This is a genomic window from Pseudomonas sp. 1152_12 (genome assembly GCF_052850675.1).
Genome location: NZ_VXCW01000003.1, coordinates 1 through 24,526, shown reverse-complemented (window position 1 = coordinate 24,526; position 24,526 = coordinate 1). Strand labels below are relative to the sequence as shown.

Sequence of the window (24,526 nt, the reverse complement as noted above, 5' to 3'; positions counted from 1 at the left end):
CGGGGGATTTAACTGATGCTCAATGGCCTGTGGCTTGGCTTCTTTGTCGTGGCAATGGTGTCAGCGCTGGCGCAATGGCTGATTGGCGGTAATGCCGGGATTTTCGCGGCGATGGTGGAAAGCATTTTTGCCATGGCCAAATTGTCGGTTGAAGTGATGGTGTTGCTGTTCGGCACCCTGACCTTATGGCTGGGCTTTTTGCGCATCGCCGAAAAGGCCGGGATTGTCGACTGGCTGGCCAAGGCCCTCGGCCCGTTGTTTCGCCGCCTGATGCCGGAGGTGCCGGCCGGCCACCCCGCCATCGGTTTGATCACCCTCAACTTCGCTGCCAACGGCCTGGGCCTGGACAACGCCGCCACGCCTATCGGCCTGAAAGCCATGAAGGCGCTGCAGGAACTCAACCCGATCCCCAGCACCGCGAGTAACGCGCAGATTCTGTTTCTGGTGCTGAACGCGTCTTCGCTGACGTTGTTGCCGGTGACGATCTTCATGTACCGCGCCCAGCAAGGCGCCGCCGACCCGACGCTAGTATTCCTGCCGATCCTGCTGGCTACCAGCGCCTCGACCCTGGTGGGTTTGCTCTCGGTCGCGGTGATGCAGCGCCTGCGCCTGTGGGACCCCGTGGTGCTGGCCTACCTGGTTCCCGGTGCGCTGGTACTGGGTGGTTTCATGGCGTTGTTGGCGACCTTGTCCGCCACGGCGTTGGCCGGCCTGTCTTCGATCCTTGGCAACCTGACGCTGTTTGGGCTGATCATGCTGTTTCTGGTGATCGGTGCGCTACGTAAGGTCAAAGTCTACGAGGCGTTTGTCGAGGGCGCCAAAGAGGGCTTCGACGTAGCCAAGAACCTGCTGCCCTATCTGGTAGCGATGCTGTGTGCCGTTGGTGTGTTACGCGCATCCGGTGCGCTGGACTTCGGCCTGGAAGGTATTCGCCATGTGGTGGCCTGGACCGGCATGGACACGCGTTTTGTCGATGCGCTGCCGACGGCGATGGTCAAGCCGTTCTCCGGCAGCGCTGCGCGAGCGATGCTGATCGAGACCATGCAGACCCAAGGTGTGGACAGCTTCCCGGCGTTGTTGGCTGCGACGGTTCAGGGCAGTACCGAAACCACCTTCTATGTGTTGGCGGTGTACTTCGGTTCGGTTGGGATCCAGCGGGCACGGCATGCGGTGGGGTGTGCGTTGCTGGCGGAGTTTGCCGGTGTCGTGGCGGCGATTGCGGTCTGCTACTGGTTCTTTGGTTAAGACTTAAATCGCTATCGCAGGCAAGCCAGCGCCCACATTTGAATGTATTCACAATTCAAAATGTGGGCGCTGGCTTGCCTGCGATGAGGCCTTCAGCGTTTCGCAGCAGCATTGCCCTGCTGCACCACCCAATCCACCACCTGCTTGTTCAACTGATCCCCGGCCTGCCCAAACGCGGCAACCACCGCTGGCACCTTGGTGTCACCCACCGGCTGCTTCACCTCAAACCGCCGGCTGGCAATAATCCGCTGATCACTCCCACGTACCAGTCGCGCGTCCAGGCGAATCACCACCTCCACCGCACTGGCGTGGTACTCACTCTGAAACGCCTGCAACTGCCCGCCCAGCTCGTAGTCGGCCTGCAGGTTGGTCTCGTCGGTGCTCAGCAACGTCACCCGCCCATCGCGCTGGAAGCCGTCCATGAAGCGATTGCGCAACAACACCGGCGTCGGGTCGCTCCAGCGTGAGTGCGCATAGCTGCTGATCAGGTCGCCATTGGGCACCACGGCAATGCGCGGGCTGTCGAGAAACTCGCTGCTCTGCGGCTTGCTCACGCGTAACGACCAGCTCACCGGCGTGCCTTGGCTGGTCGTCTGGGCTGATGTCAGGCGGTACACATCCGAGGGGTCCGGCTTGGGCAGAATCGAGCAGGCGCTGATCAGCGCCAGCGCCACAGGGGCAATCAATTGGTAAGCACGCTTCATGGCGTGAACTCCTTGTTCTTGTCGCTGCCCAGCAAGTAACCGCTGGGGTTGGCTTCGAGGCGGCGGGAGATGGCGCGCAGCGAACCCAATGTTTCACGCAGTTCGCGCACGGCCGGTGCCAGTTCGTTGAGGCCCTGCATGCCGCTGTTGACCGAGTCCTTGTTGTTGGTCAGCAAGGTGTTGATGGTCGCAGTGCTTTGCTCAAGAGATTTCATCGCCTGTTCGGCGCTGCCGAAGGCCTGTTTGCCTTGATCGTTCAGCAAGCCATTGGCATTGCGCATCAGCACTGTGGTTTGTTCCAGGGCGGCGGTCGCCTGTTTGCTCACCTGCATTAATTGCTGCATCACCACTTTGATATCGCCGCGCTGGTCGGCGATGGCGCCGGTGGTTTGCTGCAGATTGTCCAAGGTGTTACTCAGGCGCTCGACGTTCTCGCGGGAGAACATGTGGTTGGCGTTGTGCAGCAGCAGGTTGATGCTGGTCATCAGGTCGTTGCTGTTATTCAGCAGCCGCGCGATAGGTGATGGCGAGGCAATGATTTCCGGCAGGTTGCCGCCCTTGCCCGTGAGTTCCGGGCTTTGCGGTGTGCCGCCGCTGAGCTGGATGATTGAGGTGCCGGTGATACCGGTCAGGGCCAGCTTAGCCTGTGTGTCTTCCTTGATTGGCGTCTGCCCGGCCAGGCGGATGCGCGCGAGTACGCGGCGCGGGTCCTTGGGGTCCAGGCGCAGGCTGATGACGTCGCCCACCTTGATCCCGCTGTACTGCACCGAACTGCCCTGCGAAAGGCCGCTGACCGCCTCGTTGAACACCACTTCATAATCTTGGAAGGCGCTGTCGATGCTGGACTTGGCCAGCCACAGGCCGAATAGCATCGCGCCGACCACCACGATCACGCTGAACAGACCGATCATCACATGATGGGCTCGGGTTTCCATGTCATACCTCGTTGAGCGATTGAGCGGCATCCAATGCCGCGCGGCCCCGGGGGCCGTGAAAATATTCGTGAATCCAGGCGTCGTTCGTTTCCGAGACGACATCGATGGCATCGGCCACCAGCACTTTCTTCTGCGCCAGCACCGCCACGCGGTCAGTGATGGTGTACAGCGTGTCGAGGTCGTGGGTGACCAAGAACACACTCAGGCCCAGCGCGTCGCGTAGGGTCAGGATCAGTTGGTCAAATTGCGCTGCGCCAATTGGGTCGAGGCCAGCGGTGGGTTCGTCGAGAAACAGGATGTCCGGGTCCAGCGCCAAGGCTCGCGCCAACGCGGCGCGCTTGATCATGCCGCCGGACAGCGACGCCGGGTATTTATCGGCCGCCGACAGCGGCAAGCCAGCCAAGGCGAGTTTGACCGCCGCCAGGTGCTCGGCATCGCGACGGTTGAGGCCGGCGTGTTCAATCAATGGTAGGGCGACGTTCTCGGTAACGGTCAGCGAGGAAAACAGCGCGCCCTTCTGGAACAGCACGCCAAAGCGCCGCTCCATCAGCGAACGTTCATGTTCCGAAAGAGTTGGCAGGTTCTTGCCGAGCACCCGGACCTCGCCTTCGCTCGGCCGGCGCAAGCCGACGATGCTGCGCAGCAACACCGACTTGCCGCTGCCGGAGCCGCCGACCACTGCCAGGATCTCGCCTTTATACAAATCCAGGTCGAGGTTTTCATGCACGCTCTGACTACCAAAGCGGTTGCACAGGCCGCGTACTTCGATCACCGCCTCAGTGGGCGCACGGTGTAGACGACTCACCAGCCCATCTCCATAAAGAACAGCGCGGCAACGGCATCCAGCACGATCACCACAAAGATCGATTGGACCACGCTGGACGTGGTGTGGGCCCCAACCGACTCGGCACTGCCGCTGACCTTGAAGCCCTCAAGACAGCCGATCGCGGCAATCAGGAAGGCGAAGATCGGCGCTTTCACCATACCCACCAAGAAATGCTGTACGCCAATGTCCGATTGCAGCAGCGAGAGGAACATCGCCGGAGAAATATCCAATGCCACGGCACATACTACGCCGCCGCCGACAATGCCCGAGAGCATGGCCAGGAAGGTCAACATCGGCAGCGACACCAGCAGCGCCGTAACGCGTGGCAATACCAGCAGCTCCATCGGGTCTAGACCCAGGGTGCGGATCGCATCGATTTCTTCATTGGCTTTCATCGAGCCGATCTGCGCGGTAAAGGCGCTGGCGGTGCGGCCTGCGATCAGGATGGCGGTGAGCAATACGCCGAACTCACGCAGGAAAGAGAACGCCACCAGGTCCACGGTGAAAATGGTCGCACCGAAACTCTTGAGCACCGTGGCGCCCAAGAAAGCCACCACTGCACCAACCAGGAATGTGAGCAACGCCACGATAGGCGCAGCGTCGAGGCCGGTTTGTTCGATATGCGCGACCATTGGCGTCAGCCGCCAGCGCTTGGGGCGGAAAATGCCGCGGGCGAAGGTTTCGAGGATCAGCCCGATAAAGCCGAGCAGCTTCTTGCTGTCTTGCCAGACGGTGTCCACCGCGTGGCCGATGCGCGCCAGCACTTGGATGCCGGCGGCTTCTTCCGGCGCTTTGTCTGGTACGCAGAAGTTATTGAGTGAGCGGTAAACGGTCTTGAGCAATGCACGGTCGGCGGCGGACAGGCTGCAATCGGTCTGCTCGGCGGAGTCTTCGATGCGGTCCGGGCCCAGCAACTCGACCAGCAGTGAGGCACCGGCGGTATCCAGGGCACCGAGGCCATTGAGGTCGATGCGTGCGCCAGCGTCGTACTGACCGTCGAGCTTGTCGCTCAGCCTCTTTAGATTGGCGTAGTGGGCAAGCGTCCAGTCCCCCGTAATCCTGAGTAACGGAGGTGCGGTAGACGTATCGAGGTGGGCTGCGCCGGCCGTGGTACGGGTGGTCATAAGCTCCGAGCTTGTTTGGCTATCCAGAATTCCTACGTAATAGCACGATACAGCCTACTTTGGCGTGTCCGTTTGTGCTGTGTCAGTGACTTTGAAGCGCAGCACGCCGATGACCTGGCCGTCCTCCGTCAGCACCCGCACTTGCCAGCGGCCTACCGCATCGGCTGGGAAGTTTTGTTTGTGGGTCCAGGCGCGGTAGCCTTCCTTGCGCCCACCGTGAATATCCAGGGCGATGCGGTCGACCTCTTTGCCATTGAATTTCCACACATGGTAAATCCGCTCATCCAGCCCGCGCGGTGCGTTGATTGCGGTGTAGGCGTACAGCCCGCCGCTGCGCAGCTGGGCGGCGGTGACTTCCTTGAGGTCGTCGCCCGGTGTGCGGTCCTGCAACTGAGTGCTGATCGCCACTTCGGTCATCCACAAGGTGGCCGGCGGCACCCAACTGCGCAGGAACCAACCGGCGCAACCAATCGCGGCGGTCACTCCCAGCAGCATCGCCCAGCCTTTGATGCTGCGCAGCGGCAGGCTCACGGCCAGGCTCGGGATCGACAGTGCCATGGCCACGCCCAGCGCTAACTTGTAACTCTCGGCGGTGGTCAGGTGCAGGATGATCGGCAGCGCGGTGAGCAGTGCAGCGAACAGCGTCAGTGTGTGCAGCGCAAGGAACAACGAACGTTTAGGCGCCAGCCACTTGTAGTACAGCGGGTCGATGATCGACACCAGCGCCGCCGCTCCGAGCAGGCCGGTGAAAACCGATTGGCCACTGTTCCAGGCGGTGGTGACAAAAAAGAACGGCAGTACAAAGAACAGACTTTCCTGGTGGATCATCTGAGTGGCGTAGCGCAGCAGCGGCTCGGGAATTTCCCGCTTGAAGACTTTGGTGAACAGCCGGGTAAAGCTGTTTTCCAGCATCAGCCACAACCAGCTCACCAGCATGATCACTGCGATCCAACTGGCCATGCCTTGCTGGCGATCTACCAAGATGAAACTGCACACACCCGAGATAAAGCCGCCGAGCGCAATCACCCCAGGGTAGCGCTTGATCAGTACGAGGATGCGCTGGATAAGGGGCGGCAGGTTTGGCATGGGCGGTTCACAGTGTATGTAGGAAAAAACCCAGACAGATTAACGTCTTAGCCCTGTGTTCGGTGTCTCATTACGCGATTCGTTTGCGATAAAGCCGCAGGCCGCCCAACACACTGGCGATCAACCCAAGCACGCCGGCGCCGATCCAGCTCAGGCTGTCATAGCTCAGCAGCGGCTTTTCGATGCGCCAATAGCCCGGCTGCTCGAATACTTGGCGCATGGCCTGGTTGGCCTGTTTAAGGTTCACGGCCTTGATGCGTTTGACCGGGTCGCTGAAGTGGCCGTTGGCGTAGTCGCCGGACGCACTCCAGTAATAATCGGCCAGCGCGCTGTTGCCCTGCACGGCCCAGGCTTGGCGCGCGATGGCGGCTTGTTGCAAGCGGGCGAAGGTTGCTGCGTCGAGGCCGTCCTTGAGCAGTTGCGCCTTGAGTTGCTGCAGCACCTGTTCGGCTTCGGCCAGGTTGTCCCGCTCGAGGTCAGCATTCAGGCTGAGGAAACCGACGCCGCCGAGTACTTCGCGTTCGCTCCATGGGCCGTAGGACAAACCGTGCTTGAGGCGCAGTTGGCGGTACAACGCCCAGTCGAGGTAGTCCTTGAGCAGGTCGTAGGTTTCATCGTGCTGGTCGTCCAGTACCGGCTCGGGGAACAGCCAGTGCAGTTTGGCGCTGTCACCGAGCCAGCCGTGAATCAAGTCACGGTGGTTGGCGGCGGTGTGCTGAATTTCTGGTAGGGGCAGATGCTCGGTCGGTTCGACCGGATCCAGTTGGCCGTAGGTGCGTTCCAGGTACGCTGGCAGCAGCTTGTCGAGGTCACCGACGATGATCAGCGTCATGTTGTTGGGCGCGTACCAATTTTTTCGCAGTGTCTCTAAATGGTCGCGGGTCAGATGGTCGGCCTCGGCACGCTCGGCGCATTTGAGCCCTAGTTCTACGGCCAATTGGTTGCTGGCGGTGTGGCCCAGGTCTTGGCGGTCGAGCAGGCGTTGCAGGTGTGAGTAATGGCCGCCGTCTTCGCGTTCGACCACTTGCTTGGCCGCAGCGATGTTGGCGTCGGTCAGTTCGGTGCGGGTGATGATAGCCAGCAGGAGGTCGAGCACCTTGCGCTGGTTCTGCGCCGGGGCTTCGATCACAAAGGTGGTGTCGGCGTTGCTCGTGTACGCGTTCCACTCGCCGCCCAAGGCTTGCATGCGGTCTTCAAGGTCGCCTTCACCGCCGCCATCGATACCGCTGAACAGCAAGTGTTCGAGCAGATGCGGCAGCTCTTTTTCTTCGCATGGGAAGTCATCCAGGCCTACGCCTACCACTAAGCGGATGGCCACGTGCCCGCGTTCGGTGCCCGGTTTGAGCAGCAATTGCAGGCCGTTGGGCAAGGTGTAGCCCTCGACTTGCAAGCGGTCAAAAGCGAAGACGTGTGCAGAGCCCATGAGCAGGCAGGCGAATAACAGGCGACGCATAACAGCTTCCTGGCGAGTGAGGTCCACTCTTAACTGACTTCACTCACCGTCGTACGTTCAGGGTGAATGGGTGATGTCGGCAATATCTTCGGCGGAGAGTGCGCCGGTGTCGGTGGTTTCCAACACTACATAGGCACTGCTGCAGAATAACGAGTTGAGGCGTTTCATGTCGGCAATCAGCTCCAAGTGCAGGGAACTGGTTTCCAGGCTCTGCACGATTTTACGCTGCAGGCGGCTGACGTGTGCGTGTGCCAGGCGGCGCTCTTGGGCGCGGAAGCGGCGCTTTTCGCGCAGCAGTTGGCGGGCGCTTTCGGGGTCGGCGCTGAGAAAAACCGACAGGCCCAGGCGCAGGTTGGCAATCAGCTGGGTATGCAGGCCGGCCAGTTCTTCCAAGCCTACTTCGGAGAACTGGCGGCGCTGTGAGGTTTTCTGCTGCTGGACCTTGCGCAGCATGCGTTCGATCAGGTCGCCGGCCAGTTTCAGATTGATCGACAGCTCGATGATTTCAGCCCAACGGCGACTGTCCTGCTCGCTGAGGTCTTCGCGAGGCATTTGCGCCAGGTAAAGCTTGATCGCGCTGTACAGGGCTTCGACATCGTCACTGAGGCTGCGCATTTCCTGGGTAATGGCGGTTTGCTTGCCGCGCAACACTTCGAGCATCGCGGTCAGCATGTTGTCGATCAGGTCACCCAGGCGCAGGGTTTCTCGGGCGGCGTTGGCCAACGCCAGGCTTGGGGTGTCGAGCGCGGCAAGGTCGAGGTGGCGAGGTTTGGCTTTGCCGTTGGTCTCGGCTTGTTCCGGCAGCAACCAGGCGCACAGACGTGCCATCGGCCCGATGGTGGGCAGCAGAATCAGGCAGCGGCTGACGTTATAGAGCAGGTGGAAGGTTATAACCATGCCTTGGGCGCTGTAGTCCAGGCCGTCCATCCAACCGACGAGAGGATCGAGTACCGGAATGATCAGCAACAAGCCGATCAGTTTGTACAGTAAGCTGCCCAGTGCCACTTGCCGACCGGCAGCGTTTTGCATGCTGGTGCTGAGGAAGGCCAGCACGCCGCTGCCGATGTTGGCGCCGATTACCAGGCCAATGGCCACGTGCAGGCCGATCACACCGGCGCCGGCCAGGGTTGCCGTGAGCAACACGGCGGCCAGGCTGGAGTAGGAAATCATCGCGAAGAGTGCGCCAACCAAGGCATCCAGCAAGATGTCGCCGGTCAGCGAGGCGAACAGCACTTTTACGCCTTGGGCATGGGTGATCGGCCCGGCAGCTTCGACGATCAGCTGCAATGCCAGAATGATCAGGCCCAGGCCGATCCCTACTCGACCCATCTGCCCCGCCCGCGTCTGTTTGCGCGACAGGAAGAAAATCACCCCCAGAAAGATCAGCAGCGGTGACAGCCAGGACAGGTCAAAGGTCAGTACCCGTGCCATCAACGCCGTACCGACGTCGGCACCGAGCATGGTCGCCAGGGCGGGCATCAGCCCCATCAGGCCTTGGCCGACAAACGATGTCACCAGCATCGCCGTGGCGTTACTGCTCTGCACCATGGCCGTCACCAAGATACCGGCGATAAACGCCAGCCAGCGCTTGGACATGTTCTGCCCGATGACTTGGCGCAAGTTGGAACCGTAGACCCGCAAGATGCCGGTACGGACGATATGCGTGCCCCAGATAAGCAGGGTCACGGCGGAAAGCAGATTGAGCAAGGTCAGCATGCTCGGCCCCCCGTGTGGGTTAGCTCAAGAAGAGCAAATAAGAATCGCCGCGTGCTGTTCTACGTCTTGTACTTAAGCTGTAGTTGGCGAATGGGCTGCGCGCCAGCATCGCATAGCTAAAGTCGTGTTTGAAATAAAACTGTCATGAAATCAGTTTTTTGCAGATGAAAAAAAGAGGCTCGAAAGCCCCTTTTCAGCAGCGGGTCAGTGTTATTGACCCGGAATGTCCTTGCGCAGTTTCACTGGATCCTGTTGTTTCTTCTTTTTCGCGATGGCGGTACGCATCTTGATGTTGACCGCTTCAACGGCCAGCGAGAATGCCATGGCGAAGTAGACGTAGCCTTTTGGCACGTGCACATCGAAGGATTCGGCGATCAGCACGGTACCCACTACCAACAGGAACGACAGCGCGAGCATTTTCAGCGACGGGTGTTTGTCAATGAATTCGCTGATGGTGCCAGCAGCCAGCATCATCACCAGTACGGCAACCACGATTGCAGCGACCATGACTGGTACATGGGAAACCATACCAACGGCGGTAATCACCGAGTCCAGCGAGAACACGATGTCGATGATCGCGATCTGGATGATGGTGTAGATGAATTTGCCACCCTTGCCGCCTGGCTCGTCGTGGGTTTCGTCTTCACCTTCCAGCGCGTGATACATCTCTTGGGAGCTTTTCCAGAGCAGGAACAGGCCACCGAAGAACAGGATCAGGTCGCGACCGGAAATGCCTTGGTCGAATACCACGAACAGGTCGGCGGTCAGTTGCATCACCCAAGTGATGGACAACAGCAACATGATTCGCGTGACCATGGCCAAGGCCAGGCCGAAGATCCGGGTACGCGCCTGCATATGCTTGGGCATGCGGCTGACCAGGATCGAAATCATGATGATGTTATCGATGCCTAGGACGATCTCGAGGGCCGTCAGGGTGAAGAAGGCAATCCAGATTTCCGGATTGGTCAGCCATTCCATGTGTATTCCTTTGAGCGAATGTTAAACCGCGCAAGCTGCAGCGCCGCGCGGTTAAGTAGGTACGATTATAGAGTGCTGAACAGCGGAAAAATCCCCATCAGCAAAGCGGCGAACATTATGCACAGGCACACCAGCACTGCCCACTTAAGGGTAAAGCGTTGATGATCGCCAAATTCGATACCGGCCAATGCGACCAGCAGGTAGGTCGAGGGTACCAGCGGGCTGAGCAAGTGCACGGGTTGGCCGACGATCGATGCACGAGCCATTTCCACTGCGGTGATGCCGTAGTGGCTGGCGGCTTCGGCGAGTACTGGCAGTACGCCGTAGTAGAACGCATCGTTGGACATGAAGAAGGTAAACGGCATGCTCACCAGTGCAGTGATCACCGCCAGGTAAGGGCCCATGGCCTCCGGGATGACTGCCAGCAGGCTTTTGGACATGGCATCAACCATGCCGGTGCCCGACAGAATGCCGGTAAAAATACCTGCGGCGAAGATCAACCCCACCACTGCCAGTACGCTGCCAGCATGGGCGGCGACACGGTCTTTCTGCTGTTGCAGGCATGGGTAGTTGACGATCATCGCGATACTGAACGCAACCATGAACAACACCGGCAGCGGCAAGAGGCCGGCGATCAGGGTGCACATCAGAGCGAAGGTCAGTGCGCCGTTGAACCAGATTAGTTTCGGACGGCGGGCGTCCGGAAATTGCGACACGCTGATCTCACTGTGGTCGATCTCGTCGACTTGCAAGTGCAGCTCGCCCAGACGGGCGCGTTCGCGCTTGCCGTACATGTAGGCGATCGCCAGGATCGCGACCACGCCGACGGCCATGGCCGGGATCATCGGTACGAAAATATCCGACGGATCCACATGCAGCGCACTGGCGGCACGCGCCGTCGGACCACCCCAAGGGGTCATGTTCATCACGCCGCCGGCGAGGATGATCAGGCCGGCCATGATTCGTGGGCTCATACCGATGCGCTTATACAGCGGCAGCATGGCGGCGACACAGATCATATAGGTGGTGGCACCGTCACCGTCGAGGGAAACCACCAAGGCCAGCACGGCGGTGCCGACTGAGACTTTCAGCGGGTCGCCCTTGACCATCTTGAGGATCTTGCGCACGGCCGGATCAAACAGGCCGGAGTCGATCATCAAAGCAAAGTAGAGGATGGCAAACATCAGCATCACGCCAGTCGGCGCAAGCTTGGTGATGCCCTCAAGCATCATCGGGCCGATCTTCGGTGCGAAACCGCCGAACAGCGCGAACAGGATAGGCACGATGATCAAGGCAATTAGCGCAGACAAGCGCTTGGTCATGATCAGGAACATGAACGTGATGACCATGGCAAAGCCAAGGAAAGTCAGCATAGGAATACTCCAGGCGTGGCGCGGCTAGGGAATGGCGAACCGGGCTGGGTTCAGCGCAGTACGAAAGGCACGTAGCGTACGGGTGGAGTTGGGGCGAACAGGCGAGGACGAGCGGACATCAGGAATCACCATTGTTGTTGTTAACAGCCGGTCTGTTGCCGGCAGTGGGGGCGATCCTAGACGGGGAAGCTTTCAGCCAGCTTTCGCTGTGTAATCAGTTGATGAGAGGGTTTTCCTCTTTTTTTGTGGGAATAGTCAGCTGGCGCGGGGCGAATTAGGGAATTTCCAGGCCGCCCGCCGCTTTATGCAGCGCTCGCAAATGTTCGCCGACCTGTTTGAGGTTGGCCTCGCAGGCGGCAATTTCAGCGGCACGTGAGGGCTCCAACAGCACTCTCACCTCTTTATCCAGATCGCCAGTCAAGGATTGCAGTTGCTTCTGGCGTTCGGCGCTTTCCGACTCAAGCCGTTTGGATTCCGAGGGCTGCGGCAAGCCGTAACCACGACTGCCAAGCAGTTCCGCCGGGCGGCTGAGGAAGCCACTGTTGGCGAGGATCTGTCGCAGTGTGTTGTTGGCTTTTTCCATGCCGCCGTTTTTCAGCTCGCGGGCACCGAGGTAGCGTTGTTTAACTTCATCCTGGGCCAACATCAGTTGCCTGCGATAGCTGGCCTGTTCCAGCAGCAACAGTGCTGCGCTGGTGCGCAGGTCGGCCTGGCTGAACCACTGGCGGCGCTCTTCGGCGCTGAGGGCCAGCCAGTCTTCGACCTGAGTCTGTTTGATCGGCAAGTGTTTGCGCAGCACATCGAACATCGCCTGGTAGCGCTCGCGGAACGAGTCGAAGTGGTAGCCTCGGCGCAACGCCTCGCGTTTGTCGTTGAGGACGCTGGTGTCGGCCAGGCCGCGCGCGCTGAGCACTTCCAGCAAGCCATTAGGGGTGATGTTGTCCAGGCCGGTCAGTTGAGGGTTGGCGCTGCCGCTGCGCAGTAGCTTCAAACTCTCGACCGCGCAGTTATTGGAAATGAAGAAATAGTTACCGTCGTAGCTCCAGTGCATCTCGGCGGCATGCTCGACAGTGTCTTCGATTTCCTGTCGTGTAAGTTTCAGCGGGACGGATGCCAGCCCCCGTAGCTCGGTCTTGGTGTATTCGTCGATCACTTGGGCTAATGGCAAAACAAACAGCCGTGACGGGTATTTGCCCACTAAACCATCCCAACTCGACAACTGCACGTCACCGACAAAGGCGCGGTAGGACAACACCAGGTGTTGGTCAAGATCCAGCCGACAATCCGGGCCGCGTGGGCGACCGGGCGCGCAGATCACCAGGCGCAACATGCTGTGACCCCAGCGGCTGACTAGATTCTGGTTGGCTTCGGCCAGTAAATAGTCGATTTCATACACTCGCTCCGGGTCGACCTGGCCCAGCGGTGTCTTGGCAAAATCGTTGCCAGCGTTCAGGAAGGCGTAAGTTTTAGCGCAAGTGTCTTGCTCTGGCGGTGCCCAGTCGAAGTGTTCCTTGTAATAACGAAACAATGCGGGGCGGCGGCAGGCGTAGCTCGGGTCGAGGAGAAAGTACTCCATGTTAACCGCGACGAATTCCAGTGGGCTGGTGGTTTCGTAGATATCCGGGCTGCGGGCGACCTGATGGTTGTGCTGCTCACGTTCGCCGCGACGGCCGACGTACTGCGGCCAGCCGGCAAGGTCCAGCAGGCGCGGGTCGTCACTTAAGGTAAAGCGGCGGTTGTTCTGGCCGCGGCATTGGTCGGGCAAGCCGATCAGGCCGGTGATGTTGTTTTGGCGGCTGCACCGCTGGATAAGTACGCGGTCGTCTTTGGACCACAGGCGCGCACGGTCATAAATGTGGGTCAGTTCATGCAGCACGGTGGCGAGCATTTCGCGGCGAACGGTGCCATGGGGACGATTGGTCTTCTGGGCGGCGGCGCTCCCGTCGGTCAGGCTGGCGAGCAGATTTTGGTTGAGGTCCAGTTCGGACACCAGTGAGGCCTGGCCGTAAGCGTTTTCAGGCATTTTGTCGGTCCAGCCGACATCAATGCGCCGATCCAGTTGCTCAATAAAGCGCGGTGGCAGGGCGCGCATCGCTTCATCGAGCAATGCCTGACTGGCCTGCTGTTCGGCCGGGCTCAAGCCATCGGTCTTGAGCCGCAGTTGCAGGCTGGCCTGGGCTACGCTGGCACAGAGCAGCACAGTCCCGGCCAATAGCCAGGCGACCAGGCGCCTCACAGAGCGAGGATAGCTTCGGCGAGGGTCTGGTCACTGGCATCGCGCGCTTCGGGTACGCGGGTTCGCAGGGTATCGAAGGCAGCTTCCAGTTGTGCGCCGCGAATCTCGCCATTGGTGGCGACGAAACTGGCGGCGTCATCGTGGGCTTCGCGCACGACTTTTGAGTCGCGGATGGAGGTGGTGGTGTCCGAAGTGAAATCAATGGTGCGGGCCGAGGCGCGTACGATGATGTTACTGGTGGCCTTCAAGGTTTGCGCGTGGGCGACATCGGCCAACAACAGCAGGCCGAGAGCGGCGGCGATCAGCGGGCTACGCATGGAATAACTCCAAAACAAGGATGGAAATACAAAGATGATTATTGGACGAGAATTGCTTGCGCCAGTTCAAGGTCGCTGGCGTTAAGTTTTGGCTGGGTGCGGCGTAGATAATCCAGCGCTGACTCCAGGCGGGCCCCCCGCCATTGGCCGTCAGTGGCGATAAAAGCGGCAGCGTCATCTTGGGCAGCCACTATCAATTTTCTGTCAAAAGGCGCAGAGGTCACCTTGCTGGTGGCGTATGCACTTATGACGGTGCTCTGAGTGGTCACGTCAAAGGCCGAAGCCGATGGCGACCAGCAAGCAGAAATCAACGCGGGAACGATCAACAGACGGTATGAAAAAGCCATGGGACTCGACAACTGAAAGCGAGCGCCAAGGCTAGCGCAATGCCCAGGCGAGAGCCAGCGTTGACACATTTGGTAGCGGCTGGCGCAGGCTTGTTTCTACCATCGTCAGATGGCCAGAATCGCTTGAGCTAGCTGTGCGTCCGTGGCGGTGTTCAATTGCGGTGCTTGTTGACGGATCTGCGCCAGGGCGCTTTCCAGCTTCACGCCACGAATGGCTCCTTCACTGGCGACAAAACTGGCGGCATCGTCACGAGCGGCCTGCACTACTTTGTTGTCACGCAGGGAGGACGTAGCGTCAGAGCTGGCATCGGAGGTGGCTTTCAACGCGCCGACGATCGAGTCGGTGGTCACGATGAGGCTGCTCGCGTTGGCATTGGCAACCACGGCCAACAGGGCAGCAGCACTCAGCAGGCGAAGAGGGGACATGGTATGACTCCTGTAGATGAACAAATAAAGTGGCTCACAGCGGCCACTGTGAAACCGACAGTGTTTCTATCGAGCATCAGACGTCGGTTCTACAGGGTTCGCCACGTGATGACCGAATCTTAAGCTGCCGTTTATCTGTTCGGGAAGCCTCGCCGCTGGCTATTCACGCCAGAACGGCTTGGACAACTCGGCTATTCGATCTCCTTGGCTGATACCTGCATCGGACAGTTCACGAGGGTCGAGTTGCGCCAGTTGGTGTCGCTCGTGGGTGTGTCGTGCCCACCTGGCCAATGCACGGGCTGTGCGAGCGATCAGTCGTTTACAAGACGATGTTTGCATGTTCATGGCTAGAGCCCTTCATGAGGTCTGGGAACTCCATGTTGGGCGGCTCACTGCTACCGATACAGATACACCACTATTAAATTGTACTGCTCAACTGTTGTATTTATTTAACTGTACTGGTCGATACTAAAGGCTTCTGTTCTACCGTTTGAAAAGCCAAGCCCCAGAAACAACAATGCCCGCCTCCAGTTTCCCGGGGCGGGCATTGTTTTGACAAATTCTGGTGCTGGCGATGGACCCGGCGGGTCAGGGCCAGCGGGCGTTAGTTAACGCCAGAACGGCTTGCTGAGCTCTTCGTAGCGTTGAGCTTCGCTGATACCAGCGTCAGCCAGCAGGCGCGAATCCAGGCGAGCCAGTTGGTGGCGGCTGGAGATGCGGCGCTGCCACAACATCAGGTTGGCGAGAACGCGCAAAGGCAGGGAAGCCTGGGTGTTTACAGCTTTTTCTTCGAAGAACAGCTCGGAACTGAGTGTACGTTCCATGATGACATCCTTCCGCTTGTGGCGGGATTAGGTAGTGGTTTAACTGATGCCAATGATCCTCTTCCGATGCAAGACTCTCTAGATACAGTTCACTTGTATTGTGAGGGGCCAGTTAACTGTTTATAACGGCTGTACTGTACGGAAACGGGGCAACTGTACCTGTCTGCACTAAAATAGGGCGATATAGGCAAGTTATGTGGAGATTGTAGGATTTTTCGGGGAGAAAAGACCGGTACAGCAGTACAGTTTTTCATAAAATTGCGATTAGTACTGTCAAGCTGATGCAACTGTGTCTGCATCAGCTCGATGATGTAGCAATCAAGCCTTGAGCATATGCCCGGTTTCTTCCAGGTTAATGTGCCAACTCAGTGCTTCGCGCAGGATATGTGGGGTGTGCCCGCCGATGGCGCAGGCAGCGTTGAAGTAACTGTTCAGCGCTTCGCGATACGCCGGGTGGACACAGTTGTCGATGATCACCCGGGCCCGCTCCCGCGGCGCCAACCCACGCAGGTCGGCGAGGCCAACCTCAGTCACCAGGATGTCCACGTCGTGCTCGGTGTGGTCCACATGGCTGACCATCGGCACCACGCTGGAAATCGCTCCGCCTTTGGCAATCGACTTGGTGACGAAGATTGCCAGGTGCGCATTGCGCGCGAAATCCCCGGAGCCGCCAATCCCGTTCATCATCCGCGTGCCGCAGATATGGGTGGAGTTGACGTTGCCGTAGATATCAAACTCCAGCGCGGTGTTGATAGCGATGATACCCAGGCGCCGCACCACCTCAGGGTGGTTGGAGATTTCCTGGGGGCGTAGTACCAACTTATCCTTGTAGTGTTCCAGGTTGCCGAACACGTCGGCATTGCGCCGTTCCGATAAGGTAATCGAGCTGCCCGAGGCGAAACTCAGCTTGCCTGCGTCGATCAGGTCGAACGTCGAGTCCTGCAGCACTTCCGAATACATGGTCAGGTCTTCGAACGGCGAATCGATCAAGCCGCACATCACCGCGTTGGCAATGTTGCCGATACCGGCCTGCAGAGGGCCGAGCTTGTTAGTCATGCGCCCTGCATCCACTTCCTGCTTGAGGAAGTGGATCAAGTGATTGGCGATGCCTTGGGTGTCGGCGTCCGGCGGCGTCACGGTGGAGGCCGAGTCAGCCTGGTTGGTGATCACGATGGCGACGATCTTCTCAGGCGGAATCGGAATCGCGGTGCTGCCAATGCGGTCGTCGACCTTGACCAGCGGAATCGGCGTACGGGTCGGCCGGTAGGTCGGGATATAGATGTCGTGCAGCCCTTCCAGGTTTGGGTTGTGCGCGAGGTTGATCTCGACGATCACTTGCTTGGCGAAAATCGCGAAGCTGGCCGAGTTGCCCACGGAGGTGGTCGGCACTATATGGCCTTGTTCGGTGATTGCGACGGCTTCGATGACCGCGATGTCCGGCAGCTTGAGCTGGTTGTTACGCAGTTGCTCGACGGTTTCCGACAAATGCTGGTCGATAAACATCACTTCACCGGCATTGATCGCCTTACGCAGGGTGCTGTCCACTTGGAACGGCATGCGCCGGGACAGCACGCCGGCTTCTGTCAGTTGTTTGTCCAGGTCATTGCCCAGGCTAGCGCCGGTCATCAGGGTGATTTTCAGCGGCGAAGTCTTGGCGCGTTCGGCCAGTGCATGGGGAACGGCCTTGGCTTCACCTGCGCGGGTGAAGCCGCTCATGCCGACGGTCATGCCGTCCTCGATCAGTGCGGCGGCGTCTGCCGCGCTCATGACCTTGTTCAACAACGAAGGCAAGCGGATACGATCACGGTACATGAATTGTTATCTCAGGCTACGGAAGCAAGGTGGGCAGTGTAGTGATTTCAAAAAAATTCGGCCCGCTACCATGGTCGAATGCCAGGCAGCGATTTAGAGCCTTTGGTCGGGTTTCATGTGAGTGTGCAGAGCGGGAGGCAAGCATCCCTGGCTGCATTCCAGAGCACCGGAACGAAAAAACCCCAGCCTACTGCAGGCCAGGGTTTCGGTTATTGCGCTGGCGCAGTGTTATTCGACGGCTTTGACCATGTCTTCGATGACCTTCTTGGCATCACCGAAGACCATCATGGTCTTGTCCAAGTAGAACAGCTCATTGTCCAGGCCTGCGTAGCCGCTGGCCATCGAGCGTTTGTTGACGATGATCGTCTTGGCCTTGAACGCCTCCAGGATCGGCATGCCGGCGATCGGTGAGTTAGGGTCATTCTTGGCGGCTGGGTTGACCACGTCGTTCGCACCCAGTACCAGCACAACGTCGGCTTGGCCAAACTCGGAGTTGATGTCTTCCATCTCGAACACCTGGTCATAAGGCACTTCTGCCTCGGCCAGCAGTACGTTCATGTGGCCTGGCATACGGCCCGCCACCGGGTGGATCGCGTACTTCACGGTTACGCCGCGGTGTGTGAGCTTCTCGGTCAGCTCTTTAAGCGCATGTTGCGCGCGTGCCACTGCCAGGCCATAGCCGGGAACGATGATCACGGTGTCGGCATTGGTTAGCAGGAAGGTGGCATCGTCGGCAGAACCGGATTTAACCGGGCGCGCCTCTTTAGAGCCGGCCGGGCCCGCCGCATCCGGTGTGTTGCCGAAACCGCCGAGCAGCACATTAAAGAACGAGCGGTTCATCGCCTTGCACATGATGTACGACAGGATCGCGCCGCTGGAGCCCACCAGGGAGCCGGCGATGATCAGCATCGAGTTGTTCAGCGAGAAGCCGATACCCGCCGCTGCCCAGCCGGAGTAGCTATTGAGCATCGACACGACTACGGGCATGTCGGCACCGCCAATCGGGATGATGATCAGCACGCCAAGCACGAAGGCCAGCGCCAGCATCAGCGCGAAGGCACTGAGGTTTTCGGTGAACATGAACGTCAGGCCTAGACCAAGCGTCAACAGGCCCAGCACCAAGTTCAGCTTGTGCTGGCCGCCGAACTGTACCGGTGCCCCCTGAAATAGGCGAAACTTGTACTTGCCCGACAGCTTGCCGAACGCGATCACCGAACCGGAGAAAGTGATGGCACCGATAGCTGCGCCGAGGAACAGCTCCAGGCGATTACCAGCAGGGATCGAGTCGCCCAAGTGTTTGACAATGCCCAAGGATTGCGGCTCGACCACGGCGGCAATGGCGATAAACACCGCGGCCAGGCCGATCATGCTGTGCATGAATGCCACCAGCTCGGGCATTTTGGTCATTTCTACGCGCTTGGCCATGATTGAGCCGGCAGTGCCGCCTATCAGCAGGCCGACGATCACATAGCCGATGCCGGCTGTAGCCAGTTCAGCACCGAGCTTATAGATGAGGCCGACGGTGGTGAGCACCGCTAGCGCCATGCCGAGCATGCCGAACAGGTTGCCGCGTCGCGACGTGGTCGGGTGGGACAAGCCTTTAAGTGCCTGGATGAAGCAGATCGACGCGATCAGGTAGAGCGTCGTGACGAGATTCATACTCATGACGATGGCGCCTCTTCTTTTACTTTCGGGGCTTTTTTCTTGAACATCTCGAGCATCCTGCGCGTTACCAGGAAGCCGCCGAACACGTTAACTGCCGCCAGAGCCACGGCCAGAGTGCCCATGGTCTTGCCCAGCGGTGTAACGGTAAGGGCCGCGGCCAGCATGGCGCCGACGATCACAATCGCCGAGATCGCGTTGGTCACCGCCATCAGTGGCGTGTGCAGCGCGGGAGTGACGTTCCAGACCACGTGGTAACCGACATAAATCGCCAGCACAAAGATGATCAGGTTGTAGATACCGGGGGAGATAAATTCTTCCATCGTCTGAATCCCTGCTTAGGCGTTTTTGCGGATGACTTGGCCGTCGCGGCACATCAGGCACGCGGCGACGATGTCGTCTTCGAGGTTGATTTCAAACTGCCCTTCCTTGGTGAAGACCAGCTTCAGGAAGTCCAGCAGGTTGCGCGCATATAAAGCAGAGGCATCGGCGGCTACAGCACCGGCCAGGTTGGTCGGGCCGCAGATGGTCACACCGTTTTCCACCACAACTTGGTCTGCGACGGTCAGCGGACAGTTGCCACCTTGGGCGGCAGCGAGGTCGATCACTACCGAGCCTGGCTTCATTTGCGCTACGGTTTCGGCGCTCAGCAAGGTCGGTGCCTTGCGGCCCGGGATAAGCGCGGTGGTAATGACGATATCGGCTTGCTTGGCGCGTTCGTGTACGGCCAGGGCTTGACGTTGCATCCAGCTAGAAGGCATCGGACGGGCATAACCACCGACGCCGACAGCGCATTCGCGCTCTTCATCGGTTTCGTATGGTACGTCGACGAACTTGGCACCGAGGGATTCGATTTGCTCTTTTACCGCAGGGCGAACGTCAGACGCTTCAATCACCGCGCCCAGACGCTTCGCCGTGGCGATAGCCTGCAGGCCTGCGACGCCAGCGCCGAGAATCAGCACGCGAGCTGCTTTTACGGTGCCCGCAGCGGTCATCAGCATTGGCATGAAGCGCGGGTAGTGATGGGCTGCCAGCAGCACCGCTTTGTAGCCAGCAATATTGGCCTGCGATGAAAGCACATCGAGGCTCTGGGCCCGCGAGGTACGAGGCGCAGCTTCAAGCGCGAAGGCTGTGATGCCGCGCTCGGCCAGCTTACCGATGGTTTCGTCGCTGAACGGGTTGAGCATGCCCACCAGCACGGTGCCGCTTTTGATCAGCACCAGTTCGCTGTCGCTGGGAGCCGCCACTTTGAGAATCAGCTCGGTGTTAAACGCGTCGCTGGCGCTGCCAAGGGTGGCGCCTGCCGTTTCATAGGCACTGTCGACGATGCTGGCGTTGATGCCGGCGCCGCTTTGTACAGTGACCTTATGGCCCTGGCCGATCAGCTTTTTGATGGTTTCCGGGGTGGCAGCCACCCGCGTTTCACCGGTCTGGGTTTCGAGAGGAACACCAATGTGCACGTCAAATCTCCTGCATGATCTTTTTGCTTTTGATCTTTTTGTAAAAAGGCCAGTGCACCGTGAGGGGCGCAGCTGGGGCGGCCGATCAGCACGATCCCGCTGAAATGACAGCGGGGCGCGGCATTTTGCAGGCGAACTTTACGGCCTTCAAGAGATTATGACGGGTGACGAAAAATTAACTACAAGTCACCCTGTGACTGATTGTCGCAATGCAAAGAAATAACCCCTTTAAATACAAGTATTTAAAGGGCTGCAGAGTTTTATAGAGTCTTTTCCTATCTTCGGTGTGAATGGTCGGGCATTGGCAGCTCATAGTCGCTAGAAGCCTTATTAATTATGGCTTTGAGCCCTGTTTCAAGCTGAAAGATACAGTCTGCTTAAAAGCGACATATACGTATATCTGTAGGAGTTAAATTTAATTGACTACAGAGTCAATAAACTGGCTTCAGCCTTTAAGCGCTAGGGCTGTAGCGTTTTGATTGGTCTATCAGCCAGTCCCTGAAGGCGTGTAGGGACGCAGATTCGACTTTCCTCTCTGGAATCATCAGGTAGTAAGCCTTTGAGCTGCTCAGGGCTTCAGGGTTGGCGATCACCAAGTGCTTCTCTTCCAGCTCACGCTGGATGAGGAACGGCGGAATCAGCGCGATGCCCATGTCATGTATGGCGGCCTGCGACAACATCGAGAATAGCTCGTAACGAGGCCCCGTCATGTCGCGAGGTATGTTCAGTTGTTGCGCGTTGAACCATTGCCTCCAGGCATAAGGCCTTGTGGTTTGCTGCAGTAGCGCCAACTGCGCAATCTCCTGAGGGCTGAAGTGGTTGCGGGTGCCGAGTAATCTCGGGCTGCATACGGGAACCGGGTTTTCTCCCATCAACCTGTGGGATTCGGTGCCGGACCAGTCTGCATCGCCGAAGTAAATCGCGGCGTCGAACTCGGTATCGGCAAACAGAAAGGGGCGCGTGCGGTTGGTGAGGTTGACGGTGACTTCCGGGTGTTGGTGTTGAAAGTCCCTGAGGCGGGGGATCAGCCATTGGGTACCGAAGGTTGGAACCACTGCCAGCTCGATGACGTTGGCGCCCTGCTGTCCCATGACTGACAAGGTATCGCGCTCTACCGCGTCCAACTGCATGGCAACTCGACGGCTATAGGATAGGCCCGCTTCTGTCAGTTTTACCCCGCGCCTTGAGCGCCGAAATAGCTCGACACTCAAAAAATCCTCAAGGCTGGCGATCTGTCTGCAGATGGCGCCTTGAGTGATGGAAAGCTCCTGCGCTGCCTTCGTAAAGCTCTCGTGGCGCGCCGCCGCTTCGAAACTGACCAAGGCGGTAGTGCTGGGGATTTTTCTGCGCATGTACGTAGTGCTCACTTATAAAGCGCATCTGCGCCCTTCTCAGTCGTTTCGAAGTGACAAATTAGCACAACCATATGCAGAAACCTCGTTTGCCCTCTGCGTCTTCCAGGCCTAGGCTGCATCCACGACTTCTGATTTTTTCCGCGAGGACTTATTCATGGCTGGCAAGGCAAGCTTCAACTGGATCGATCCGCTGCTGCTGGATCAACAGCTCACCGAAGAAGAGCGCATGGTGCGTGACAGTGCTGAGCAATTCGCCCAGGACAAGCTGGCGCCGCGTGTGCTTGAAGCCTTCCGACATGAAAAAACCGACCCCGCGATCTTCCGCGAAATGGGCGAAACCGGATTGCTGGGCGCGATGATTCCCGAGCAGTACGGTGGCAGCGGCCTGAACTACGTCAGTTATGGGTTGATTGCACGTGAGGTTGAGCGTGTCGATTCTGGGTATCGCTCAATGATGAGTGTGCAGTCGTCGCTGGTCATGGTGCCGATCAATGAATTTGGTACTGAGGCGCAAAAGCAGAAGTACCTACCAAAGCTGGCCTCTGGCGAATGGATAGGCTGCTTCGGTCTGACCGAGCCTAACCATGGGTCGGACCCGGGGGCGATGATTACCCGCGCACGTAAAGTGGATGGCGGCTACAGCTTGACCGGCGCCAAGATGTGGATCACCAATAGTCCGATCGCGGATGTGTTTGTGGTGTGGGCCAAGGACGATGCTGGCGATATCCGTGGCTTCGTCCTGGAGAAAGGCTGGAAAGGTCTGAGTGCTCCGGCTATTCACGGCAAGGTCGGCCTGCGGGCCTCCATTACGGGTGAGATCGTTATGGACAACGTGTTCGTGCCGGAAGAGAACATCTTCCCGGACGTGCGTGGCTTGAAGGGGCCTTTCACCTGCCTCAACTCGGCGCGCTATGGTATCTCCTGGGGGGCGTTGGGTGCTGCTGAGTTCTGCTGGCATACCGCTCGGCAATACACCTTGGATCGCCATCAGTTCGGGCGTCCATTGGCGGCGACTCAACTGATCCAGAAGAAGCTGGCCGATATGCAGACCGAGATCACCTTGGCCTTGCAAGGCTGTCTGCGATTGGGGCGTATGAAGGATGAAGGTACGGCGGCGGTTGAGATCACTTCGATCATGAAGCGCAACTCCTGCGGCAAATCCCTGGATATCGCGCGTATGGCGCGGGACATGCTGGGTGGCAACGGCATTTCCGATGAGTTTGGGGTCGCGCGTCACTTGGTCAACCTAGAGGTGGTTAACACCTATGAGGGGACGCATGACGTGCACGCCTTGATACTCGGGCGTGCGCAAACCGGTCTTCAGGCGTTCTATTAATAGGAGCACGGCATGGGCGCGCTTTCACATCTGCGGGTGCTGGATTTATCGCGAGTGCTGGCGGGCCCTTGGTCCGGCCAGATTCTTGCGGACCTCGGGGCTGAGGTGATAAAGGTCGAGCGACCGGGTAATGGCGATGACACGCGCGCCTGGGGGCCGCCTTTTCTCAAGGACGCCTATGGCGAGAGCACCAGTGAGGCGGCTTACTATTTGTCCGCTAACCGTAACAAGGAGTCGGTGACCATCGACTTCACGCGGCCGGAGGGCCAAAAGCTGGTACGTGATCTGGCAGCTAAGTCCGACATCCTGATCGAGAATTTCAAGGTGGGCGGTCTCGCTGCGTACGGGCTCGATTATGAGTCGCTGAAGGAGATCAATCCGGAGTTGATCTATTGCTCGATCACGGGCTTTGGCCAGACGGGGCCCTATGCTGCGCGTGCTGGCTATGACTTCATGATCCAGGGGTTAGGTGGGCTCATGAGCCTGACCGGTCGACCAGAGGGTGATCACGGGGCTGGGCCGGTCAAAGTCGGTGTGGCGTTGACTGACATCCTGACGGGGCTGTACTCGACAGTGGCGATCCTGGCGGCGCTGTCTCACCGCGATCATGACGGTGGAGGGCAGCACATTGATATGGCATTGCTGGACGTGCAGGTGGCGTGCCTGGCTAACCAGGCAATGAATTACCTGACCACAGGTGTGTCGCCGAAGCGCTTGGGCAATGCTCACCCGAATATTGTGCCTTATCAGGACTTTCCTACTGCTGATGGCGACTTCATCCTGACGGTAGGTAACGACGGGCAGTTTCGTAAGTTCGCTGAGGTAGCTGGTCAGCCGCAATGGGCTGCCGATCCGCGCTTTGCTACTAATAAGCTGCGGGTAGCTAATCGTGCGGAGCTGATACCGCTGATTCGCCAGGTTACGGTCTTTAAGACAACAGCTGAATGGGTGTCGCAGTTGGAGCGAGTGGGGGTGCCGTGCGGGCCGATCAATGATTTGGCGCAAGTATTTGCTGATCCGCAGGTCAAGGCGCGTGGGCTTGCGATGGAGCTGCCTCATGCGTTGGCAGGAATGGTGCCTCAGGTGGCCAACCCAATAAGGCTGTCCAAGACGCCTGTGGAGTACCGCAGTGCGCCTCCTCTATTGGGGGAACACACAGTTCAGGTGCTGCAAGGCGTGTTGGGGCTGGGGCCGGCGAGCGTTGCTGCATTAAAGGAGGCAGGTGTTATATGAGTCTCCTCTTCTATATATAGAGCGTGGGGGCTATTTAGGTTGTTTTTTAATCAATCCTAACTAATTGATAGAAAAGTA

At 58.7% G+C, this 24,526-nt stretch carries 23 protein-coding genes; 3 read left to right on the top strand and 20 right to left on the bottom strand.

The window, feature by feature from the left end; all coding sequences use genetic code 11:
- Nucleotides 1-15: 15 nt before the first annotated feature.
- Entirely contained in the window at nt 16-1,245 is a 1,230-nt protein-coding gene (locus tag FW764_RS05500; protein WP_446433101.1) for a nucleoside recognition domain-containing protein, read from the top strand.
- Between the two features lie 92 nt (nt 1,246-1,337).
- Here FW764_RS05500 and FW764_RS05495 read toward each other — a convergent pair whose 3' ends face one another.
- The 20 genes from FW764_RS05495 to FW764_RS05400 form a co-directional block, all read right to left on the bottom strand.
- On the bottom strand, nt 1,338-1,949 hold the full coding sequence (locus FW764_RS05495) for an ABC-type transport auxiliary lipoprotein family protein (protein WP_446433100.1): 612 nt from the start codon (nt 1,947-1,949) through the stop codon (nt 1,338-1,340).
- Nucleotides 1,946-2,884 (bottom strand): MlaD family protein, encoded by a 939-nt coding sequence (locus FW764_RS05490; protein WP_446433099.1) that lies wholly within the window; start codon nt 2,882-2,884, stop codon nt 1,946-1,948. Before FW764_RS05490 ends, FW764_RS05495 begins: the two co-directional genes overlap by 4 nt.
- A 1-nt stretch (nt 2,885) precedes the next feature.
- Nucleotides 2,886-3,689 carry an ABC transporter ATP-binding protein gene (locus FW764_RS05485; RefSeq protein ID WP_446433098.1) on the bottom strand — a complete coding sequence of 268 codons (804 nt, stop codon included), beginning with the start codon at nt 3,687-3,689 and terminating at the stop codon, nt 2,886-2,888.
- A complete protein-coding gene (locus FW764_RS05480; protein ID WP_446433097.1) occupies nt 3,686-4,834 on the bottom strand; it encodes an MlaE family lipid ABC transporter permease subunit in 1,149 nt (382 codons plus the stop codon). The genes FW764_RS05485 and FW764_RS05480 overlap by 4 nt, the downstream gene beginning before the upstream one ends.
- A gap of 54 nt (nt 4,835-4,888) precedes the next feature.
- Nucleotides 4,889-5,920 (bottom strand): DUF5924 family protein, encoded by a 1,032-nt coding sequence (locus FW764_RS05475; protein WP_446433096.1) that lies wholly within the window; start codon nt 5,918-5,920, stop codon nt 4,889-4,891.
- 70 nt (nt 5,921-5,990) lie between these two features.
- Nucleotides 5,991-7,373, bottom strand: coding sequence for a M16 family metallopeptidase (locus tag FW764_RS05470; RefSeq protein ID WP_446433095.1), 1,383 nt, complete (start codon nt 7,371-7,373; stop codon nt 5,991-5,993).
- Nucleotides 7,374-7,430: 57 nt separating this feature from the next.
- Complete coding sequence (locus FW764_RS05465; protein ID WP_446433094.1) at nt 7,431-9,089, bottom strand: Na/Pi cotransporter family protein; 1,659 nt, start codon at nt 9,087-9,089, stop codon at nt 7,431-7,433.
- A 210-nt stretch (nt 9,090-9,299) separates the two neighbouring features.
- A complete protein-coding gene (locus tag FW764_RS05460; RefSeq protein ID WP_446433093.1) occupies nt 9,300-10,067 on the bottom strand; it encodes a TerC family protein in 768 nt (255 codons plus the stop codon).
- A gap of 65 nt (nt 10,068-10,132) precedes the next feature.
- Nucleotides 10,133-11,440, bottom strand: a complete 1,308-nt coding sequence (locus tag FW764_RS05455) for a CitMHS family transporter (protein WP_446433092.1) — start codon at nt 11,438-11,440, stop codon at nt 10,133-10,135.
- Nucleotides 11,441-11,714: 274 nt separating this feature from the next.
- On the bottom strand, nt 11,715-13,676 hold the full coding sequence (locus FW764_RS05450) for a DUF7844 domain-containing protein (RefSeq protein ID WP_446433091.1): 1,962 nt from the start codon (nt 13,674-13,676) through the stop codon (nt 11,715-11,717).
- Nucleotides 13,673-13,993 carry a DUF2388 domain-containing protein gene (locus FW764_RS05445; protein WP_071486755.1) on the bottom strand — a complete coding sequence of 107 codons (321 nt, stop codon included), beginning with the start codon at nt 13,991-13,993 and terminating at the stop codon, nt 13,673-13,675. Before FW764_RS05445 ends, FW764_RS05450 begins: the two co-directional genes overlap by 4 nt.
- 38 nt (nt 13,994-14,031) lie before the next feature.
- The gene (locus FW764_RS05440; protein ID WP_446433090.1) at nt 14,032-14,340 is read right to left on the bottom strand and encodes a DUF2388 domain-containing protein; all 309 of its coding nucleotides are present in this window, start codon (nt 14,338-14,340) and stop codon (nt 14,032-14,034) included.
- Between the two features lie 105 nt (nt 14,341-14,445).
- Nucleotides 14,446-14,766, bottom strand: a complete 321-nt coding sequence (locus tag FW764_RS05435; protein WP_446433089.1) for a DUF2388 domain-containing protein — start codon at nt 14,764-14,766, stop codon at nt 14,446-14,448.
- Between the two features lie 159 nt (nt 14,767-14,925).
- Entirely contained in the window at nt 14,926-15,105 is a 180-nt protein-coding gene (locus FW764_RS05430) for a DUF1127 domain-containing protein (protein WP_446433453.1), read from the bottom strand.
- Nucleotides 15,106-15,374: 269 nt separating this feature from the next.
- Entirely contained in the window at nt 15,375-15,590 is a 216-nt protein-coding gene (locus FW764_RS05425) for a DUF1127 domain-containing protein (RefSeq protein WP_003187413.1), read from the bottom strand.
- A 318-nt stretch (nt 15,591-15,908) separates the two neighbouring features.
- Nucleotides 15,909-17,402, bottom strand: a complete 1,494-nt coding sequence (locus FW764_RS05420) for an acetyl-CoA hydrolase/transferase family protein (protein ID WP_446433088.1) — start codon at nt 17,400-17,402, stop codon at nt 15,909-15,911.
- 228 nt (nt 17,403-17,630) lie between these two features.
- Nucleotides 17,631-19,067 carry an NAD(P)(+) transhydrogenase (Re/Si-specific) subunit beta gene (locus FW764_RS05415; RefSeq protein ID WP_446433087.1) on the bottom strand — a complete coding sequence of 479 codons (1,437 nt, stop codon included), beginning with the start codon at nt 19,065-19,067 and terminating at the stop codon, nt 17,631-17,633.
- On the bottom strand, nt 19,064-19,387 hold the full coding sequence (locus FW764_RS05410; protein WP_446433086.1) for an NAD(P) transhydrogenase subunit alpha: 324 nt from the start codon (nt 19,385-19,387) through the stop codon (nt 19,064-19,066). The genes FW764_RS05415 and FW764_RS05410 overlap by 4 nt, the downstream gene beginning before the upstream one ends.
- A 15-nt stretch (nt 19,388-19,402) precedes the next feature.
- A complete protein-coding gene (locus FW764_RS05405) occupies nt 19,403-20,524 on the bottom strand; it encodes a Re/Si-specific NAD(P)(+) transhydrogenase subunit alpha (protein WP_446433085.1) in 1,122 nt (373 codons plus the stop codon).
- A 452-nt stretch (nt 20,525-20,976) separates the two neighbouring features.
- The gene (locus FW764_RS05400) at nt 20,977-21,876 is read right to left on the bottom strand and encodes a LysR family transcriptional regulator (protein WP_446433084.1); all 900 of its coding nucleotides are present in this window, start codon (nt 21,874-21,876) and stop codon (nt 20,977-20,979) included.
- Between the two features lie 157 nt (nt 21,877-22,033).
- On the opposite strand from FW764_RS05400, the gene FW764_RS05395 reads away from it, so the two are divergent.
- Complete coding sequence (locus FW764_RS05395) at nt 22,034-23,215, top strand: acyl-CoA dehydrogenase (protein ID WP_446433083.1); 1,182 nt, start codon at nt 22,034-22,036, stop codon at nt 23,213-23,215.
- Between the two features lie 12 nt (nt 23,216-23,227).
- Nucleotides 23,228-24,448, top strand: coding sequence for a CaiB/BaiF CoA transferase family protein (locus FW764_RS05390; RefSeq protein WP_446433082.1), 1,221 nt, complete (start codon nt 23,228-23,230; stop codon nt 24,446-24,448).
- Nucleotides 24,449-24,526: the final 78 nt, after the last annotated feature.

Bases quoted from the DNA above. Each gene is read 5' to 3' on its own strand.
- FW764_RS05435 (WP_446433089.1), bottom strand. From the start codon at position 14,766: ATGTCCCCTCTTCGCCTGCTGAGTGCTGCTGCCCTGTTGGCCGTGGTT.
- FW764_RS05495 (WP_446433100.1), bottom strand. From the start codon at position 1,949: ATGAAGCGTGCTTACCAATTGATTGCCCCTGTGGCGCTGGCGCTGATC.
- FW764_RS05480 (WP_446433097.1), bottom strand. From the start codon at position 4,834: ATGACCACCCGTACCACGGCCGGCGCAGCCCACCTCGATACGTCTACC.
- FW764_RS05470 (WP_446433095.1), bottom strand. From the start codon at position 7,373: ATGCGTCGCCTGTTATTCGCCTGCCTGCTCATGGGCTCTGCACACGTC.
- FW764_RS05475 (WP_446433096.1), bottom strand. From the start codon at position 5,920: ATGCCAAACCTGCCGCCCCTTATCCAGCGCATCCTCGTACTGATCAAG.
- FW764_RS05420 (WP_446433088.1), bottom strand. From the start codon at position 17,402: ATGTACCGTGATCGTATCCGCTTGCCTTCGTTGTTGAACAAGGTCATG.
- FW764_RS05400 (WP_446433084.1), bottom strand. From the start codon at position 21,876: ATGCGCAGAAAAATCCCCAGCACTACCGCCTTGGTCAGTTTCGAAGCG.
- FW764_RS05440 (WP_446433090.1), bottom strand. From the start codon at position 14,340: ATGGCTTTTTCATACCGTCTGTTGATCGTTCCCGCGTTGATTTCTGCT.
- FW764_RS05455 (WP_446433092.1), bottom strand. From the start codon at position 11,440: ATGCTGACTTTCCTTGGCTTTGCCATGGTCATCACGTTCATGTTCCTG.
- FW764_RS05425 (WP_003187413.1), bottom strand. From the start codon at position 15,590: ATGGAACGTACACTCAGTTCCGAGCTGTTCTTCGAAGAAAAAGCTGTA.
- FW764_RS05500 (WP_446433101.1), top strand. From the start codon at position 16: ATGCTCAATGGCCTGTGGCTTGGCTTCTTTGTCGTGGCAATGGTGTCA.
- FW764_RS05445 (WP_071486755.1), bottom strand. From the start codon at position 13,993: ATGCGTAGCCCGCTGATCGCCGCCGCTCTCGGCCTGCTGTTGTTGGCC.
- FW764_RS05490 (WP_446433099.1), bottom strand. From the start codon at position 2,884: ATGGAAACCCGAGCCCATCATGTGATGATCGGTCTGTTCAGCGTGATC.
- FW764_RS05415 (WP_446433087.1), bottom strand. From the start codon at position 19,067: ATGAGTATGAATCTCGTCACGACGCTCTACCTGATCGCGTCGATCTGC.
- FW764_RS05410 (WP_446433086.1), bottom strand. From the start codon at position 19,387: ATGGAAGAATTTATCTCCCCCGGTATCTACAACCTGATCATCTTTGTG.
- FW764_RS05395 (WP_446433083.1), top strand. From the start codon at position 22,034: ATGGCTGGCAAGGCAAGCTTCAACTGGATCGATCCGCTGCTGCTGGAT.
- FW764_RS05465 (WP_446433094.1), bottom strand. From the start codon at position 9,089: ATGCTGACCTTGCTCAATCTGCTTTCCGCCGTGACCCTGCTTATCTGG.
- FW764_RS05390 (WP_446433082.1), top strand. From the start codon at position 23,228: ATGGGCGCGCTTTCACATCTGCGGGTGCTGGATTTATCGCGAGTGCTG.
- FW764_RS05430 (WP_446433453.1), bottom strand. From the start codon at position 15,105: ATGCAAACATCGTCTTGTAAACGACTGATCGCTCGCACAGCCCGTGCA.
- FW764_RS05460 (WP_446433093.1), bottom strand. From the start codon at position 10,067: ATGGAATGGCTGACCAATCCGGAAATCTGGATTGCCTTCTTCACCCTG.